15 protein-coding genes are annotated in these 15,037 nt (G+C 70.3%); 11 read left to right on the forward strand and 4 right to left on the reverse strand.

Annotation, left to right across the window (positions count from 1 at the left end):
* The first annotated feature begins 31 nt into the window (after positions 1-31).
* From E1295_RS01690 to bfr, 6 genes are all read left to right on the forward strand, one after another.
* Positions 32-850, forward strand: a complete 819-nt coding sequence (locus tag E1295_RS01690; protein WP_132627839.1) for a biotin--[acetyl-CoA-carboxylase] ligase — start codon at positions 32-34, stop codon at positions 848-850.
* Between the two features lie 102 nt (positions 851-952).
* Positions 953-1,465 carry a PH domain-containing protein gene (locus E1295_RS01695; RefSeq protein ID WP_132627840.1) on the forward strand — a complete coding sequence of 171 codons (513 nt, stop codon included), beginning with the start codon at positions 953-955 and terminating at the stop codon, positions 1,463-1,465.
* A gap of 90 nt (positions 1,466-1,555) precedes the next feature.
* The gene (locus E1295_RS01700) at positions 1,556-2,641 is read left to right on the forward strand and encodes an S-(hydroxymethyl)mycothiol dehydrogenase (protein ID WP_132627841.1); all 1,086 of its coding nucleotides are present in this window, start codon (positions 1,556-1,558) and stop codon (positions 2,639-2,641) included.
* The gene (locus E1295_RS01705) at positions 2,641-3,261 is read left to right on the forward strand and encodes an MBL fold metallo-hydrolase (RefSeq protein ID WP_132627842.1); all 621 of its coding nucleotides are present in this window, start codon (positions 2,641-2,643) and stop codon (positions 3,259-3,261) included. Before E1295_RS01700 ends, E1295_RS01705 begins: the two co-directional genes overlap by 1 nt.
* A gap of 134 nt (positions 3,262-3,395) precedes the next feature.
* Positions 3,396-3,572: a (2Fe-2S)-binding protein gene (locus tag E1295_RS01710; protein ID WP_132627843.1), complete on the forward strand. Its 177-nt coding sequence runs from the start codon at positions 3,396-3,398 to the stop codon at positions 3,570-3,572.
* Between the two features lie 24 nt (positions 3,573-3,596).
* Positions 3,597-4,079, forward strand: a complete 483-nt coding sequence (gene bfr / locus E1295_RS01715) for a bacterioferritin (protein WP_132591014.1) — start codon at positions 3,597-3,599, stop codon at positions 4,077-4,079.
* On the opposite strand, the gene E1295_RS01720 is transcribed toward bfr, so the two are convergent.
* Together E1295_RS01720 and E1295_RS01725 are read right to left on the reverse strand one after the other, a co-directional pair.
* A complete protein-coding gene (locus E1295_RS01720; RefSeq protein WP_132627844.1) occupies positions 4,052-6,400 on the reverse strand; it encodes a glycoside hydrolase family 95 protein in 2,349 nt (782 codons plus the stop codon). The genes bfr and E1295_RS01720 overlap by 28 nt on opposite strands.
* Positions 6,401-6,443: 43 nt before the next feature.
* Entirely contained in the window at positions 6,444-7,499 is a 1,056-nt protein-coding gene (locus E1295_RS01725) for a class I SAM-dependent methyltransferase (RefSeq protein ID WP_246079777.1), read from the reverse strand.
* A gap of 330 nt (positions 7,500-7,829) precedes the next feature.
* Between E1295_RS01725 and E1295_RS01730 the strand changes: the two genes are divergently transcribed.
* Positions 7,830-8,498, forward strand: coding sequence for a response regulator transcription factor (locus E1295_RS01730; protein WP_012888073.1), 669 nt, complete (start codon positions 7,830-7,832; stop codon positions 8,496-8,498).
* A 4-nt stretch (positions 8,499-8,502) separates the two neighbouring features.
* Positions 8,503-9,780 carry an ATP-binding protein gene (locus E1295_RS01735; RefSeq protein ID WP_132627846.1) on the forward strand — a complete coding sequence of 426 codons (1,278 nt, stop codon included), beginning with the start codon at positions 8,503-8,505 and terminating at the stop codon, positions 9,778-9,780.
* On the opposite strand, the gene E1295_RS01740 is transcribed toward E1295_RS01735, so the two are convergent.
* A complete protein-coding gene (locus tag E1295_RS01740; RefSeq protein ID WP_132627847.1) occupies positions 9,764-10,246 on the reverse strand; it encodes a GtrA family protein in 483 nt (160 codons plus the stop codon). The two genes, E1295_RS01735 and E1295_RS01740, sit on opposite strands and share 17 nt — an antisense overlap.
* 206 nt (positions 10,247-10,452) lie before the next feature.
* Here E1295_RS01740 and E1295_RS01745 point away from each other — a divergent pair, with 206 nt between their 5' ends.
* Together E1295_RS01745 and purE are read left to right on the forward strand one after the other, a co-directional pair.
* Positions 10,453-11,601, forward strand: a complete 1,149-nt coding sequence (locus E1295_RS01745; RefSeq protein ID WP_132627848.1) for a 5-(carboxyamino)imidazole ribonucleotide synthase — start codon at positions 10,453-10,455, stop codon at positions 11,599-11,601.
* On the forward strand, positions 11,598-12,107 hold the full coding sequence (purE, locus tag E1295_RS01750; protein ID WP_132627849.1) for a 5-(carboxyamino)imidazole ribonucleotide mutase: 510 nt from the start codon (positions 11,598-11,600) through the stop codon (positions 12,105-12,107). Before E1295_RS01745 ends, purE begins: the two co-directional genes overlap by 4 nt.
* 6 nt (positions 12,108-12,113) lie before the next feature.
* On the opposite strand, the gene E1295_RS01755 is transcribed toward purE, so the two are convergent.
* Positions 12,114-13,457, reverse strand: a complete 1,344-nt coding sequence (locus E1295_RS01755; protein WP_220448493.1) for a UDP-glucose dehydrogenase family protein — start codon at positions 13,455-13,457, stop codon at positions 12,114-12,116.
* A 96-nt stretch (positions 13,458-13,553) separates the two neighbouring features.
* On the opposite strand from E1295_RS01755, the gene E1295_RS01760 reads away from it, so the two are divergent.
* A complete protein-coding gene (locus E1295_RS01760) occupies positions 13,554-14,717 on the forward strand; it encodes an acyl-CoA dehydrogenase family protein (protein WP_132627851.1) in 1,164 nt (387 codons plus the stop codon).
* The last annotated feature ends 320 nt before the right edge of the window (positions 14,718-15,037 follow it).

Here is a 15,037-nt window from a genome sequence, read left to right on the forward strand (position 1 = left end):
CGCACCTGCGGCCATCAGCCAAGATGGGGGGATGGCCAACTCACGCTACTCCGATCTCGACCGTCCGCCGCTGAACGCGGCGGCGCTCAACCGGGCGCTGGTCCGCCCCGGCTCGTTGTGGACCGGCGTCACGGTCGTCGAGAGCACCGGCTCGACCAACGCCGACCTGAGCGGCGCCGCCAAGGAGGGGGCGCCCGAGGGAACCGTGCTGGTGGCGGAGGCGCAGGCCGCGGGCCGCGGGCGGCTGGGCCGCTCCTGGTCGGCACCGCCCCGCTCGGGCCTGACGTTCTCGATCCTGCTCAGGCCCCCGGTGCCGCTCGCCGCCCAGAGCTGGCTGACCCTGATGTACGGCGTCGCCGCGGCCTCGGCGGTGCGCCGGCTGGCCGAGGTCGACGTGCGCCTGAAGTGGCCCAACGACCTGCTGATCGGGGAGCGCAAGCTGGCCGGCGTGCTCGCCGAGCGCGCCGACGACGCCGTCGTCATCGGCATGGGGCTGAACGTGTCGCTCAGGCCCGACGAGCTGCCCGTCGAGACCGCCACGTCGCTGGGCATCGAGCGGGCGGCCTGCCTCGACCGCGATCCGCTGCTGCGGGCCGTGCTGCGCGAGGTCGAGAGCCACTACCACGACTGGGTCGACGCCAAGGGCGACGCGGAGGCGTCGGGGCTGCGTTCGGCCTACCTCGCGGTCAGCGCCACGGTAGGGAGGCAGGTCAGGGTGGAGCTGCCGGAGCAGCAGGCGCTGACCGGCAGGGCCAGCGGCATCGACCAGTGGGGGCACCTCCAGGTGGAGTCCGGCGGGGAACGCCACACGCTGAGCGCGGGCGACGTCGTCCACGTGCGCATGGCCTGACGCGTGAGCATGGCCTGACGCGTGAGCATGGCCTGACGCGCGCCGCCGGGGCCTGCCCGCACGGCATAGCCGTGGGGGGAGCGTTGGTGGCACCATTTGCCCATGACCCTTCCCGACCATCATCTGACGCAGGGTGAGCGGCGCGTCAGGTCCTTCCACCCCCACTGGAAGCGGCTCGTCGTTCCCTTCATCGCGCTGATCCTCATCGCGGCGGCCGTCGGCGCGGCCCTCTACTTCATCCCGGCCGACTGGGAATACGCCTCCTACGCCAGGATCGCCGCCGGCGTCATCGGCCTCGCCCTGCTGACGATCTGGTCGTTCGTCCCCTACCTGCAGTGGAAGAACACCGGCTACGTGCTCACCACCCACCGCTTCTCGATCAGCACCGGCGTGCTCAACAAGTCGACCGACGAGATCCCGATCGCCAAGGTCAACACGGTCAGCTCCGACCAGACGTTCCCCGAGCGGCTGCTCGGCTGCGGCACGCTGACCGTCGAGTCCGCCTCCGACCGGGGCGAGATCGTGCTGCGCGACATCCCGAGGATCCAGGACGTCCGCACCGAGCTGTTCCGGCTCGTCGAGGACGCCGCCGACGGGGAGATCGACGGCCGCTGACGTCAACCGCCGGGCGGCTGGGCGAGCGGCCTCGGCGTGGTGCGGCCCTATGTCTTGCGGAGATCATCCTCCTGACACAAGATGGCTGGCATGCCGTACGAAGTGCAGGGCGTGATCGCCAGGGGCAAGGGTCAGGAAGTTTCGCTCGAGACGGTCGTCGTCCCCGATCCGGGGCCGGGCGAAGCGGTCGTCAACGTGCAGGCCTGCGGGGTCTGCCACACCGACCTGCACTATCGGGAGGGCGGGATCGGCGACGAGTTCCCCTACCTGCTCGGCCACGAGGCGGCGGGCACCGTCGAGGCGGTCGGTGAGGGGGTCACGGGGCTGGAGCCCGGCGACTTCGTCATCCTCAACTGGCGGGCCGTGTGCGGCCAGTGCCGGGCCTGCCTGCGCGGCCGGCCGTGGTACTGCTTCAACACCCACAACGCCGCGCAGAAGATGACGCTCACCGACGGCACCGAGCTGTCGCCGGCGCTGGGCATCGGCGCGTTCCTGGCCAAGACGCTCGTCGCGGCGGGCCAGTGCACCAAGGTCTCCGCCGAGGCGCCCGCGCAGGTCGCGGGGCTGCTCGGCTGCGGCGTCATGGCCGGCATCGGCGCGGCGATCAACACCGGCGGGGTGACGCGCGGCGACAGCGTGGCGGTCATCGGCTGCGGCGGCGTCGGCGACGCGGCCGTGCTGGGCTCGTCGCTGGCCGGCGCCTCCAAGGTGATCGCGGTCGACGTGGACGACCGCAAACTGGAGTGGGCCCGCGGCTTCGGCGCCACCCACACGGTCAACTCCCGCGACAACGACCCGGTCGAGGCGATCCGCGACCTGACGGGCGGCTTCGGCGCCGACGTGGTCATCGAGGCGGTGGGCCGGCCCGAGACGTACGAGCAGGCCTTCTACGCCCGTGACCTGGCCGGCACGGTCGTCCTGGTCGGCGTGCCGACCCCGGAGATGCGGCTGGAGCTGCCGCTGCTCGACGTGTTCGGGCGCGGCGGGTCGCTCAAGTCCTCCTGGTACGGCGACTGCCTGCCCTCGCGCGACTTCCCCATGCTGATCGACCTGTTCCTGCAGAACCGCCTGCCGCTCGACCGGTTCGTGACGGAGACGATCCAGCTGGGCCAGGTCGAGGAGGCGTTCGGCAAGATGCACCGCGGTGAGGTGCTGCGTTCGGTGGTGGTCCTGTGATGATCGACCGTGTCATCACCTCGGGCACGTTCTCGCTGGACGGCGGCACGTGGGAGGTCGACAACAACGTCTGGCTGGTGGGCGACGCCCGTGAGGTGGTCGTCATCGACGCGGCCCACGACGCCGCGCCGATCGCCGACCGGGTGGGCGAGCGCGCGGTCAGGGCCATCGTCTGCACGCACGCGCACAACGACCACATCAACGCGGCCGGGGCCCTGGCGGGGCTGACGGGGGCGCCGATCCGGCTGCACCCCGCCGACCAGGTGCTGTGGGAGCAGCAGTACGGCGACTCGCTGGCCTACGAACCGCTGGCCGACGGCGAGAAGATCACGGTCGGCGGCACCACGCTGCAGATCCTGCACACACCGGGCCACGCGCCGGGTGCGGTCTGCGTGTACGCACCCGACCTGGGCGCGCTGTTCAGCGGCGACACGCTGTTCAAGGGCGGGCCGGGAGCGACCGGGCGGTCCTACAGCTCGTTCGACACGATCATCGACTCGATCAGGGAGCGCCTGCTGACGCTGCCGCCGGAGACCGTCGTGCACACCGGGCACGGTGACTCGACCTCCATCGGCGCCGAGGCCCCGCACCTGGAGGAGTGGATCGCCCGAGGTCACTGAGCGGAATGACTCGCTCGCATCGGGGTACGTCACTGTGGCGTACCTAACGTAGGCAAGCCTTACCAAAGTGGGCTACCTTAGGTGTGCCTTACCTAATGGCGTCCCCCTTTGACTCGAGAGAGGCTTGTCCCCGGATGTACGCGTGCGTGTGTCGTGCGGTGACCGAGAACGAGGTGCACGACTGCATCGCCGCAGGGGCGAGCACCGCGAAGCAGATCCGTGATGCCACCGGTGCCGGTGGTGACTGTGCCCGATGTGTACGGAAAATCTGTGCCATCCTGAAACGGTCTGAAGAACTGACGACCGCGTAGCCGGATAGCAGCAGGGGGCCTGCCATGCAGGGCGACAAGCAGATCATCGAGTTGCTCAACGAGCAGTTGACCGCCGAACTCACCGCCATCAACCAGTACTTCCTGCACGCCAAGATGCAGGAGAACTGGGGATACACCAAGCTGGCCGAGCACACCCGCGCAGAGTCGATCGACGAGATGCGGCACGCCGAGCGCCTGACCGACCGCATCCTGTTCCTCGAGGGGCTGCCCAACTACCAGCGTCTGGGCACCCTGCACATCGGCCAGACCGTCGAGGAGCAGCTCAGGGCCGACCTTGAGGTGGAGCTTTCGGTGGTGCAGCGGCTTCGCCCTGCCATCCAGCTCATGCGGGAGAAGGGCGACGTCACCTCCGCCCGCATCTTCGAGGAGATCCTTGAGGACGAGGAGGTGCACATCGACTACCTGGAGACGGAGCTCGACCTGATCCGCAGCCTCGGTGAGCAGCTCTACCTCGCCCGCTACGCCGAGCCGCCGTCGGCGGACTGACCGCTCCCCGCCTCCGTCACGACGGTGTACGCCGCCCCGGCGGTGGCGTCCCAGGCCAGCGTATGGCCGCGGCGGTGCGCGCCCACGTCGTCCCCGCGCCCGTCCAGCACCCGGCCGCCGGCCGCGACGGCCGCCGAACGCAGCCTGATCCGGCCGGTACGCCCTACCCGCACCGTGATCCGCTCGGCGGCCCCGTCGCGCCAGGCGGCGTCCACCGTCACGTCACCCCGGGCCCGCAGCCCGCGCACCGACCCCGTACGCCAGGCGGACGGCAGCGCGGGCAGCACGTGGATCTCGCCCGGCCGGCTCTGCACCAGCATCTCCGCGATGCCCGCGGTCGCGCCGAAGTTGCCGTCGATCTGGAACGGCGGGTGCGTGTCCCACAGGTTGTCCAGCGTGGAGCGCCTGAGCTGCTCGCGCAGCATCGTGTGCGCGTGGTCGCCGTCGAGCAGCCGCGCCCAGAAGCTGATCTTCCATGCCTTGCTCCAGCCGGTGCCGCCGTCGCCCCTGGCCGTCAGCGTGACGCGGGCCGCCTCGCCCTCGCGGCTGTCAGGCGAGACGTGCCGGCCGGGGTGGAGCGCGTACAGGTGCGACACGTGCCGGTGCGTGTTGCCGGGATCGTCCCAGTCGGCCTTCCACTCCTGGAGCTGCCCCCAGGACCCGACCCGCAGCCCGGGATCGAGCCGCTCCAGCGTCTCCCGCACCCGCGTACGGAACCCGGGGTCGACGTCCAGCGCGGCGGCGGCCTCGGCCACGTTGGTGAGCAGGTCGCGGACGATCTGCTGCGACATCGACGCCCCGGCCGAGAAGTCGCCCTGCTCGGGCGAGTAGCTCGGTGAGACGACGAGGCTGCCGTCGCGCGGGTCGGTGTGCAGCGTGTCCAGCCAGAACCGCGCCGCCCCCTTCATCACCGGGTACGCGGTTTCGCGCAGGTAGCGGAGGTCGCCGCTGAACAGGTAGTGCTCGTACAGCTGCCGGGTCAGCCAGGCGGCCGCCTCCGGGAACCAGAACGCGGTGGCCCAGTCGTGCACGCCGGTGAACCCGTACGGGTTGGTCTCGTTGTGCACCACCCACCCGCCGGCCCCGAACATCTCCCGCGCCGTCACCTCGCCCGGCGCCACCAGCGCGGTGACGAAGTCGTCGTACGGCCGCGCCGTCTCGGCCAGGTTCGTCACCTCGGCGGGCCAGTAGTTCATCTGCAGGTTGATGTTGGTGTGGTAGTCGCAGGACCAGGGAGGGCTCGTGGAGTCGTTCCACACGCCCTGGAGGTTCGCGGGCAACGACCCGGGCCGCGACGAGGCGATGAGCAGGTAGCGGCCGTAGGCGAACAGCAGTGCCTCCAGCGCGCGGTCGTCCGCCCCTGGGCCGCCGGTGTAGGCGGCCAGCAGCCGGTCCGTGGGGACGGACGGCGTGCGCTGCCCGAGGTCGAGCCGCACCCGGTCGAACAACTCCCGGTGGTCGTCCTGGTGGGCCGCTCTGAGCGCGTCGTAGCCCTGCGCCACGGCCCGGTCCACGGCGGCGGTGACGGCGGCGTGCGGGTCGTCGCCCCGGTACGCCGGGTACGTCGCGGCGTAGCCGGTGCTCGCCGACACCACGAGGAACACGCTGTCGGCCCCGGTGACCGTGATGAGGCCGTCCCCGTCCGTACGGGTGCCGCCCTCCGCGACGACCTGCACCTGGGCCTCGTACGGCAGCCCGTTGTCCTCCAGCGCGCCCCTGAGCGTCAGCCGCCCGCCCGCGACGCCGACCCGCGCGCCCGGGTGGGGCGAGGTCACCCGCAGGGTGAACGACACCGCGCCCGCCCGGCCGGCCGAGATCCGCCCGGCGATCACGCCGGCCGGATGGGCGGCGAGGTATTCGCGCGCGTGACGCACGCCGTCCACGGTGTAGCAGACCCTCGCCACGGCCTCCCGCAGGCGCAGTTCCCGCCGGTAGCCGCCGGCCGCGCCGTCGTGCGCCAGGTCCAGCCACAGGTCGCCGAACGGCTGGTACGCCCCGAACCCCGACTTCGGCCGGCCGAGCTCGGCCGCCACCTCCTCCGGCGCCATGCGCGTGTCGCGGTCGAGCCGCCGCCTGACCCCGGCCAGGGCGTCCGGCCGGGGCGTGCCCCCGTTGCCGAAGTCGTAGCCCCCGCGCGAGCCGGGGCCGCCGCTCCACAACGTCTTCTCGTTGAACTGCAGCCGCTCGGTGCGGATCCCGCCGAACACCATGGCCCCGAGCGCACCGTTGCCGATGGGCAGCGCCTGGCTCTCCCAGTCGGTGGCCGGTTCGTCGTACCAGAGAGTCAGGTCATCGGGTGTATCAAGAGGGAGGCCTGCCATGCGGCCTCAGGGTAGCAGGGCCGCACGGTGAGACGTCCGATCTCTATGGGAGCAGCCGGTAGAAACGCCAGAAGCCGAAGTCCTTGATGGGCAGGATCTCGACGTCGGAGAAGCCGGCCTCGCGGGCGTAGTGGCGCAGCGTGCCCGGCCGCATCACCGTGCCGGTGGCGGCCGAGGGCTGCTCGTTCATCCCGTCGGGCAGGCAGATGAGCAGGCTGAAGCCGTACATCAGGCGTTCGAGGTCGTCGGCGGGCGCCGTGAAGGACTCGCCGACGGCCTCGTCCATGACGACGACGGCTCCGCCGGGGACGGTCGCCCGCCGCGCCGCCGCCAGCGTCTCCACCGGCCGTGGCATGTCGTGCACGCACTCGAAGGCGAAGACGGCGTCGTAGCGGCCCTCGTGCAGCAGGGCGGCGTCACCGCGGCGGAAGCGGACCCGGTCGCCGAGCCCCGCGTCCGCCGCGTTGCGCGTGGCCAGCTCGACGGACGGCCCGTCGATGTCGACGCCCTCCATGCTCGCCTCGGGGTACGCCCTGGCCAGCGCGATGGCCGACCACCCGCCGCCGCAGCCCACGTCGGCGAGCCGGGCGCCGGGGCGCCGCAGCACGGCGTCGAGCTCGGGCACGCCGGCGAGCGCCTCCGGCAGGGCGTGCTCGAACCAAGGCCGGTTCATGTCGGCCTGCGACTCCCGCAGGTCGGTCCCGAACGCGGCCCATGGCACGCCGCCGCCGTCGCGGTAGGCGTCCAGCAGCGCGGGCAGCTGCACGGACGCGCCGGCCAGCATCCGGGCCAGCGGGGCCAGGTAGGCCAGGCTGGACTCGTCGGTCAGCACCTCCGCCGCGCCGGCGGGCAGGGCGAAGCGGCCGTCCTCCGTGGTCTCCAGGATTCCGGTGGCGGCCTGCTGCTCCAGCCACTCCCTGGCGTACCGCTCGTGGCCCTGGGAGCGGGCGACCAACTCGGCGGGGTCGGCCGGGCCGTGCGCGGCCAGCGCGCGATACCAGCCCATCCGGTCGCCGATGTGCATGGAGAGCAGGTCGATGGTGCCGAGTGCCGATCCCAGCAGGCGGTCGGCGAACTCGTCGGTGCTCGTGGTCATCATGATCATCTCCTTCTTCCGGCCGGGCCCCGCTAGAGGATCGGCGCTGCGCGGCGTCCGGAAAAGGTCGTTCGCCACACAACCGGTTCCGCCGTGGAGGCGTCCCCTACCCGGCACGGGAGGGAGGGCCCTCGCCCGTGGAAAGTGCTTGGCGGAATTTTCACTCTGGCGCGTCGCGCACGGGCCGCCAAGTTTCGCATCGATAATCACGGTAATTTAATCCTGACTAAGTGATATTTAGGTGAGTTTGCCCAGGTCAATGGATAGGTCAACTACGAGTCAAACCGCGCGCTGTGCCCGGGAAACGATCGCCTAAGGTCCTACGATCGCTTCATGACCTGCGTACTTCTCGCCGAGGATGACACCTCGATTTCCGAGCCGCTCGCGCGTGCGCTACGTCGCGAGGGCTATCAGGTCGAGGTGAGCCCCGATGGCCCACAGGCCCTGGAAAGGGCCCTGTCGGGCGGCATAGACCTCATCGTTCTCGACCTTGGCCTGCCCGAAATGGATGGTCTGGAGGTGGCCCGCCGGATTCGCGCCGAAGGGCACGGCACCCCGGTTCTGATACTCACCGCACGCGTCGACGAGGTCGACACGGTCGTCGGCCTCGACGCGGGCGCCGACGACTACGTGACGAAACCGTTCCGGCTGGCGGAACTCCTCGCCCGGGTGCGTGCGCTGCTGCGGCGCGGCACCTCCGAGACCCCGGTCGTCCAGGGGGTGCGCATCGACGCCGACTCGCGCCGGGCCTGGATGGGAGACAAGGAGCTCCACCTGACGACCAAGGAGTTCGACCTGCTGCGCGTGCTCGTACGCGATGCCGGCAAGGTCGTCACCCGCGAACAGATCATGCGGGAGGTGTGGGACACCAACTGGTGGGGTTCGACCAAGACCCTTGACATGCACATCTCCTGGTTGCGCCGCAAGCTCGGCGACGATGCCGCCAAGCCCCGCTACATCACGACCGTCCGGGGAGTCGGCTTCCGGTTCGAACGCGAGTAGGCGGATGCGCCGCCGACTGCTCACCTCCACCCTGGTCGTCGCGGTCATCGCGGTCCTGTTGCTGGGGGTCCCCCTGGGAGTCGTGGTAAGTCGCCTGATCGTCGATGAGGCCGCTCAGGAGCTCGGGTCCGAGGCCAAGCGTCTCGTGGGAGAGGTGGAGTACGCCCGTGTCCAGGAGACGCCGCTCGACCCTCAGCAACTGGAGCAGAAATACCCGGACAGATACATCCAGATCTGGGAACACGGAACCCCCCTCCGGGTGACCGTGGTCGGCTCGCCCCCGCCGTCCGGTCACCTCATGACGGAGGACGCCCAGACCAACACCGGCGTCTACGTCCGGATCAGTCGCGACCGCGACCAGGTCGAACAGGACGTGGGGGCCCGCCTGCTGCTCATCGTGGCCCTGGCCGTGGCCGCCCTGGCGGTGGCCGTCAGCCTGGCCGTGGTCCAGTCACGCCGGCTGACGCTCCCCCTGCAGGACCTGGCGAAGATCGCCGACCGGCTCGGTTCGGGCGACGCGCGCCCGAGCAAGCACCGCTACGGCATCCCCGAGCTCGACCGGGTCGCCCAGGTGCTCGACCGCAGCGCCACCCGCATCTCCGACCTGCTCACCCGAGAGCGTGAGTTCGCCACCGACGCCTCCCACCAGCTCCGCACGCCGCTGACCGGCCTCACCATGCGGCTGGAGGAGATCGTCGCCTCCTCCGACGAGCCCGAGGTCGTGCGTGAGGAGGGCGAGGCGGCAATCGTCCAGGCGGAGCGGCTCACCGCCGTGATCGACGAACTGCTGGCCGCCGCCCGCCGCCAGCGCCACGCGCAGGCTCATCCCGTCGCCATCGACGAGATCCTGGATCAGCAGATCATCGAGTGGGAGCCGGTCTTCCGCGACGCGGGCCGCGAGATCCGGCTCGACGGCACCCGGGGGCTCAAGGCGATGGCCACCACCGGCGGCTTCGGCCAGGTGATCGCCTCGCTGCTGGAGAACTCCCTGCGGCACGGGGGCGGCGCCGTCACCGTGACGTCCACCTGCGGCGACAACTACGTGGTGATCGAGGTCGCGGACGAGGGCGAGGGCATCGCCGACGAGATCGCCCCGCGGATCTTCGAACGGAACGTCAGCGGCGGCGGAGGCACCGGCCTCGGCCTGACGCTCGCCCGCGCCCTGGCCGCCGCCGACGGCGGAAGACTGGAGCTGGTGCGCCGGCGTCCGGCCACGTTCGCCGTCTTCCTGCGCCCCGCGGAGGAGAACGGCGGCAACCGGGTGGTCAGCGGTCCTGCCTGACCCCGGCCTCGGGCAGCTCGACCGGGATGGGCTCGGTGGCCTCCAGGAACACCCACTTCTTGTACGACCAGAAGCGGAACAGCGTGCCGAGCCCGACGCCGATGATGTTGGCGATGTTGGCGCTGAGGGGGTCGGTCAGATGAAGCGTGTAGGTGGTGAAGCCGATCACCAACAGCCCGAACAGCAGAGCGATGCCGTTGAGCAGGAAGAACAGGAAATATTCGCGCCCGAGCCCGCTCTGCTCCCGGTGGCGGAACGTCCAGTAGCGGTTGCCCAGGTAGGCGAACGTGGCCGAGATCGTGGTCGCGAAGACCTTCGAGGTCAGCGGCCCCAGGTCCACTCCCAGCAGGAAGAGGTTGTAGGCGCCCGTGTCGATCAGGAAGGCGATGGCCCCGATGCTGCCGAACTTCGCCAGCTCGTGCACCAGGGAGGCGAACCGCTCGTAGAGGCGTTTTACGACGTCCACGTCTCTGCTCGGTCCCTTCCCTTGTCGAGCCTGACCACCTCAGCGTACCGGCCACCGTGGAGGCCCGGTGTCAGACGGATGAACATACCGCGCAAAGAACGTTCATCGCGAATGCGTCCTAACCCTCGCCATGCCCGATAACCTGCCATGATCTGGAAGGCTTGCCCGTCGGGGGAAGTCGTTCCGTCCCGGTAAGCTCACCTGGCGTGAGTTCCTACAGCCCTATCGGACCGGTCGTGGGCATCGTCGGCGCCGGCCAGCTCGCCCGGATGACGCAGCCGCCCGCCATCGCTCTCGGCGTCGAGCTGCGGGTGCTGGCCGCGGCCCCCGACGAGAGCGCCGCCCGGGTGATCACCGACACGCGGATCGGAGACTACCGCGACCTCGACGACCTGCGCGCGTTCGCCCAGGGCTGCGCCGCGATCACGTTCGACCACGAGCACGTGCCCACCGAGCACGTCAAAGCCCTGGTCGCCGACGGCCACACCGTGCACCCGGGAGCCGAGGCACTCGTGCACGCCCAGGACAAAGCCGTCATGCGCGAGCGGCTGACCGCGATCGGCGCGCCCTGCCCGGCCTGGGCCAGGGTCGAGACGGCCGCCGACGCCGAGCGCTTCGCCGGCGAGCACGGCTGGCCGGTGGTGCTGAAGGCGGTGCGCGGCGGCTATGACGGCCGCGGCGTGTGGGTGTGCCGGTCGGCCGCGGAGATCGCCGAGGCGTTCGAGGCCGGCGCCGAGCTGCTGGCCGAGGCGTTCGTGCCGTTCGAGCGGGAGCTGGCGGTGCTGGTGGCCCGCTCGCCGCACGGGCAGGGCGTCAGCTACCCGGTCGTCGAGACCGTGCAGCAGGACGGCGTCTGCGTCGAGGTGCTCGCCCCCGCGCCCGGGCTCGACCCGGAGGACGCCGCCCAGGCCCAGCGCATCGGCCTGAAGATCGCCCACGAGCTCGGCGTGACCGGGCTGCTGGCCGTGGAGCTGTTCGAGACCGCGCACGGGCTGGTGGTCAACGAGCTGGCCATGCGGCCCCACAACAGCGGCCACTGGACGATCGAGGGCGCCAGGACGTCCCAGTTCGAGCAGCACCTGCGAGCGGTGCTCGACCTGCCGCTCGGCTCGCCCACGATGACCGCGCCCGTCGTCGTCATGGCCAACCTGCTCGGGGGCGACGACCCCGGCCTGTTCAAGCGCTACGAGCACGTGCTGGCCCACGACCCGGGCATCAAGCTGCACTTCTACGGCAAGGACGTGCGTCCCGGCCGCAAGATCGGCCACGTCACGGCCCTCGGCTCCAACCTCGACGAGGTGCGCGCCCGCGCCCGCCACGCCGCCGTCTACCTCACCACCGGGGAGTACACATGAGTTCCTCCGAGGCGCGCGTCGGCATCGTCATGGGCAGCGACTCCGACTGGCCCGTGATGAAGGCCGCCGCCGAGGCGGTCGCCGAGTTCGGGGTGGCGTTCGAGGCCGACGTGGTGTCGGCCCACCGCATGCCGGTCGAGATGATCGACTACGGCCGCCAGGCCGCCGCCCGCGGCCTCCAGGTGATCATCGCCGGCGCCGGCGGGGCCGCCCACCTGCCCGGCATGCTGGCCTCCGTCACGCCGCTGCCGGTGATCGGGGTGCCGGTGCCGCTCAAACACCTCGACGGGCTCGACTCCCTGCTGTCCATCGTCCAGATGCCGGCCGGGGTGCCGGTGGCGACCGTGGCCGTCGGGGGCGCCCGCAACGCGGGGCTGCTGGCCGTACGCATCCTCGCCGCCTCCGACGCCGGGCTGCGGACACGCATGGAGGAGTTCCAGGCGCGGTTGAAGGAGCAGGCGTACGCCAAGGGCGAGCGGCTGCGCGCCGAGGCCGCCGGACTCTGAGCCGGCTCAGGGGCGGCCCAGGGCGCGGTAGTGCCAGCCTGCCGCGCGCCACAGCTCCGGGTCGAGACAGTTGCGGCCGTCGACGATGCGCCGGGTGGCGACCACCGCTCCGAGCTGCTCAGGGTCGAGCTCCAGGAACTCTTGCCACTCGGTCAGCAGCAGGACCACGTGCGCGCCGCGCACCGCCTCTACGGCGGAACCGCCGTAGTTCAGCTCGGGATGGGCCTTACGTGCGTTGTCGAGCGCGATCGGGTCGTAGATGGTGACCCGTCCGCCCTGCTGGCCTATGGTGACGGCGACGTTGAGCGCGGGGGAGTCGCGGATGTCGTCGGAGTTGGGCTTGAACGCGGCGCCCAGCACGCCCACGGTGCAGCCGTGGAACGAGCCGCCGGCCAGCTCCCTGGCCAGGTCGACCATGCGGGCCCGCCGGCGCATGTTGATGTCGTCCACCTCGCGCAGGAACGTCAGCGCCTGGTCCGCGCCCAGCTCGCCGGCCCGCGCCATGAAGGCCCTGATGTCCTTGGGCAGGCAGCCGCCGCCGAAACCGAGCCCGGCGTTGAGGTAACGGCCGCCGATCCTGTCGTCGTACGACAGCGCTTCTGACAGCTGCTTGACGTCGGCGTGCGCGGCCTCGCAGACCTCGGCCATGGCGTTGATGAAGGAGATCTTGGTGGCGAGGAACGCATTGGCGGCCGTCTTGACCAGCTCGGACGTGGCGAAGTCGGTCACCACGAACGGCACTTCGCCCAGCGGCTCGTACACCTCGCGCAGCACCTTCTCGGCCCGCTCGCTGCGCACGCCGAGCACGATGCGGTCGGGGTGGAGCGTGTCCTTGACCGCGAAACCCTCCCGCAGAAACTCGGGGTTCCAGGCCAGCTCGGCCTGGCCGCCCGCGGGCGCGAGGCGGGCGAGTTTGTCGGCCAGCCGTTCGGCGGTGCCGACGGGCACGGTGGACTTGCCGACCACCAGGCACTCCCGGTCGAGGAGCGGAGCCAGGGATTCGACGGCCTGGTGCGTGTAGGAGACGTCGGCGGCGTACTCGCCGCGTTTCTGCGGGGTGCCCACGCAGATGAAGTGCACGTCGCCGAAGGCCGCGACCTCCTCGTACGAGGTGGTGAAGCGCAGGCGGCCGGATTCGAGCCCGCGCTGGAGCACCTCTTCGAGCCCGGGCTCGTGGATCGGGAGCTGCCCGTTGTTGAGCCGGTTGATCTTGTCAGCGTCGATGTCGAGGCCCAGCACGTCGTATCCGAGATCGGCCATGCACGCCGCATGGGTGATCCCCAGGTATCCGGTCCCGATCACCGTGAGGCGATATGGCACGAGTGAGCTCCTTTCGATTTGCTGAGGCATGCTACCGGCCCTCGCTATCTCCTTCGTGCCACCACCTCCCTTTTGCAAACCGTACCCGCTGGTAACAAGATGGTCGGACGTCCTAGTATTCGTCGCATGAGCTTCCCTCTTTACGCGCCCGCCGAGGAACACGACCTGCTCAGGGAGACCGTCCGTGCCCTGGCCGACGAGAAGATCGCCCCGCACGCCGCCGCGGCCGACGAGACCGAGGAGTTCCCCTGGGACGTCTACAAGGCCCTCGTCGCCTCCGACCTGCACGCCGTACACGTCCCTGAGCAGTACGGCGGGGCGGGGGCGGACGCCCTGGCCACGGTGATCGTCATCGAGGAGGTCGCCCGCGCGTGCGCGTCCTCCTCCCTGATCCCCGCCGTCAACAAGCTGGGCACCGTCCCGCTGCTGCTCTCGGCGTCGGAAGAGCTCAAGTTCCGCTACCTGGCGCCCGTCGCCCGGGGGGAGGCCATGTTCTCGTACGCGCTGTCGGAGCCGGAAGCCGGGTCGGACGCGGCGGCCATGAAGACCCGCGCGGTCGCGGACGGCGACGCCTACGTGCTCAACGGCACCAAGATGTGGATCACGAACGCCGGCGTCTCCGAGTACTACACGGTCATGGCCGTCACCGACCCGTCCGCGGGGGCGCGCGGCATCTCCGCCTTCGTCGTCGAGAAGTCCGACGAGGGCGTCTCGTTCGGGCCCAAGGAGAAGAAACTCGGCATCAAGGGCTCGCCCACCCGCCAGGTCATTCTGGACGACGTACGCATCCCGGCCACCCGCATGATCGGCGACCCTGGCACCGGCTTCAAAACCGCCCTCGCCACCCTCGACCACACCCGCGTCACCATCGCCGCCCAGGCCCTCGGCATCGCCCAGGGCGCCCTCGACTACGCGATCGGCTACGTCAAGGAACGCAAGCAGTTCGGCCGTCCCGTGGCCGACTTCCAGGGACTCCAGTTCATGATCGCCGACATGGCCATGAAACTGGAGGCGGCCCGGCAACTCACGTACCACGCGGCGGCGAAGTCGGAACGGGCGATGAACGGCGAACCCCAGAAGGACCTGACCTACCTGTCGAGCGCCGCCAAGTGCGCCGCCTCGGACGCCGCCATGGACATCACGACGGACGCGGTGCAGTTGCTGGGCGGGTACGGGTACACGAAGGACTTCCCGGTGGAACGCATGATGCGCGACGCCAAGATCACCCAGATCTACGAGGGCACCAACCAGATCCAGCGCATGGTCATGGCCCGGCAGCTGTTGAAGTAGCTTCTGACCTGGGATACCCCCGCCTGCTGAAGGTCCACAAGCGAGGGTGTCTCAGTCAGAGCGTGAGGCCAAAAGATCACTGTTCCGTGCGTGTTCCGTGGTTTACGGATTGGACGGAGCGGAGCCACGTCGGCCACATGCATGTACGCACGTGCGACGTGACTCCGACCTACCGTTTAAGCACGGTATGTACGAGAAATAGTCAATACCTGTGGATCAAGATCTTTTATGCGGCTATTGACCGCTCCTCGATGGCCAGTGATTCCTCGGGCCGCTCGACGAGCTTGCCCTTGACGAAGGTCGCCCCGGCGCGGACCAGG

It is taken from the genome of Nonomuraea mesophila (genome assembly GCF_004352805.1).
In the GTDB taxonomy this organism is placed as follows: domain Bacteria; phylum Actinomycetota; class Actinomycetes; order Streptosporangiales; family Streptosporangiaceae; genus Nonomuraea; species Nonomuraea longispora.

Coding starts and splice junctions, on each gene's coding strand:
- E1295_RS01690 (WP_132627839.1), top strand. CDS start 32: ATGGCCAACTCACGCTACTCCGATCTCGACCGTCCGCCGCTGAACGCG.
- E1295_RS01695 (WP_132627840.1), top strand. CDS start 953: ATGACCCTTCCCGACCATCATCTGACGCAGGGTGAGCGGCGCGTCAGG.
- E1295_RS01700 (WP_132627841.1), top strand. CDS start 1,556: ATGCCGTACGAAGTGCAGGGCGTGATCGCCAGGGGCAAGGGTCAGGAA.
- E1295_RS01705 (WP_132627842.1), top strand. CDS start 2,641: ATGATCGACCGTGTCATCACCTCGGGCACGTTCTCGCTGGACGGCGGC.
- E1295_RS01710 (WP_132627843.1), top strand. CDS start 3,396: ATGTACGCGTGCGTGTGTCGTGCGGTGACCGAGAACGAGGTGCACGAC.
- bfr (WP_132591014.1), top strand. CDS start 3,597: ATGCAGGGCGACAAGCAGATCATCGAGTTGCTCAACGAGCAGTTGACC.
- E1295_RS01720 (WP_132627844.1), bottom strand. CDS start 6,400: ATGGCAGGCCTCCCTCTTGATACACCCGATGACCTGACTCTCTGGTAC.
- E1295_RS01725 (WP_246079777.1), bottom strand. CDS start 7,499: ATGATGACCACGAGCACCGACGAGTTCGCCGACCGCCTGCTGGGATCG.
- E1295_RS01730 (WP_012888073.1), top strand. CDS start 7,830: ATGACCTGCGTACTTCTCGCCGAGGATGACACCTCGATTTCCGAGCCG.
- E1295_RS01735 (WP_132627846.1), top strand. CDS start 8,503: ATGCGCCGCCGACTGCTCACCTCCACCCTGGTCGTCGCGGTCATCGCG.
- purE (WP_132627849.1), top strand. CDS start 11,598: ATGAGTTCCTCCGAGGCGCGCGTCGGCATCGTCATGGGCAGCGACTCC.
- E1295_RS01755 (WP_220448493.1), bottom strand. CDS start 13,457: ATGCCTCAGCAAATCGAAAGGAGCTCACTCGTGCCATATCGCCTCACG.
- E1295_RS01760 (WP_132627851.1), top strand. CDS start 13,554: ATGAGCTTCCCTCTTTACGCGCCCGCCGAGGAACACGACCTGCTCAGG.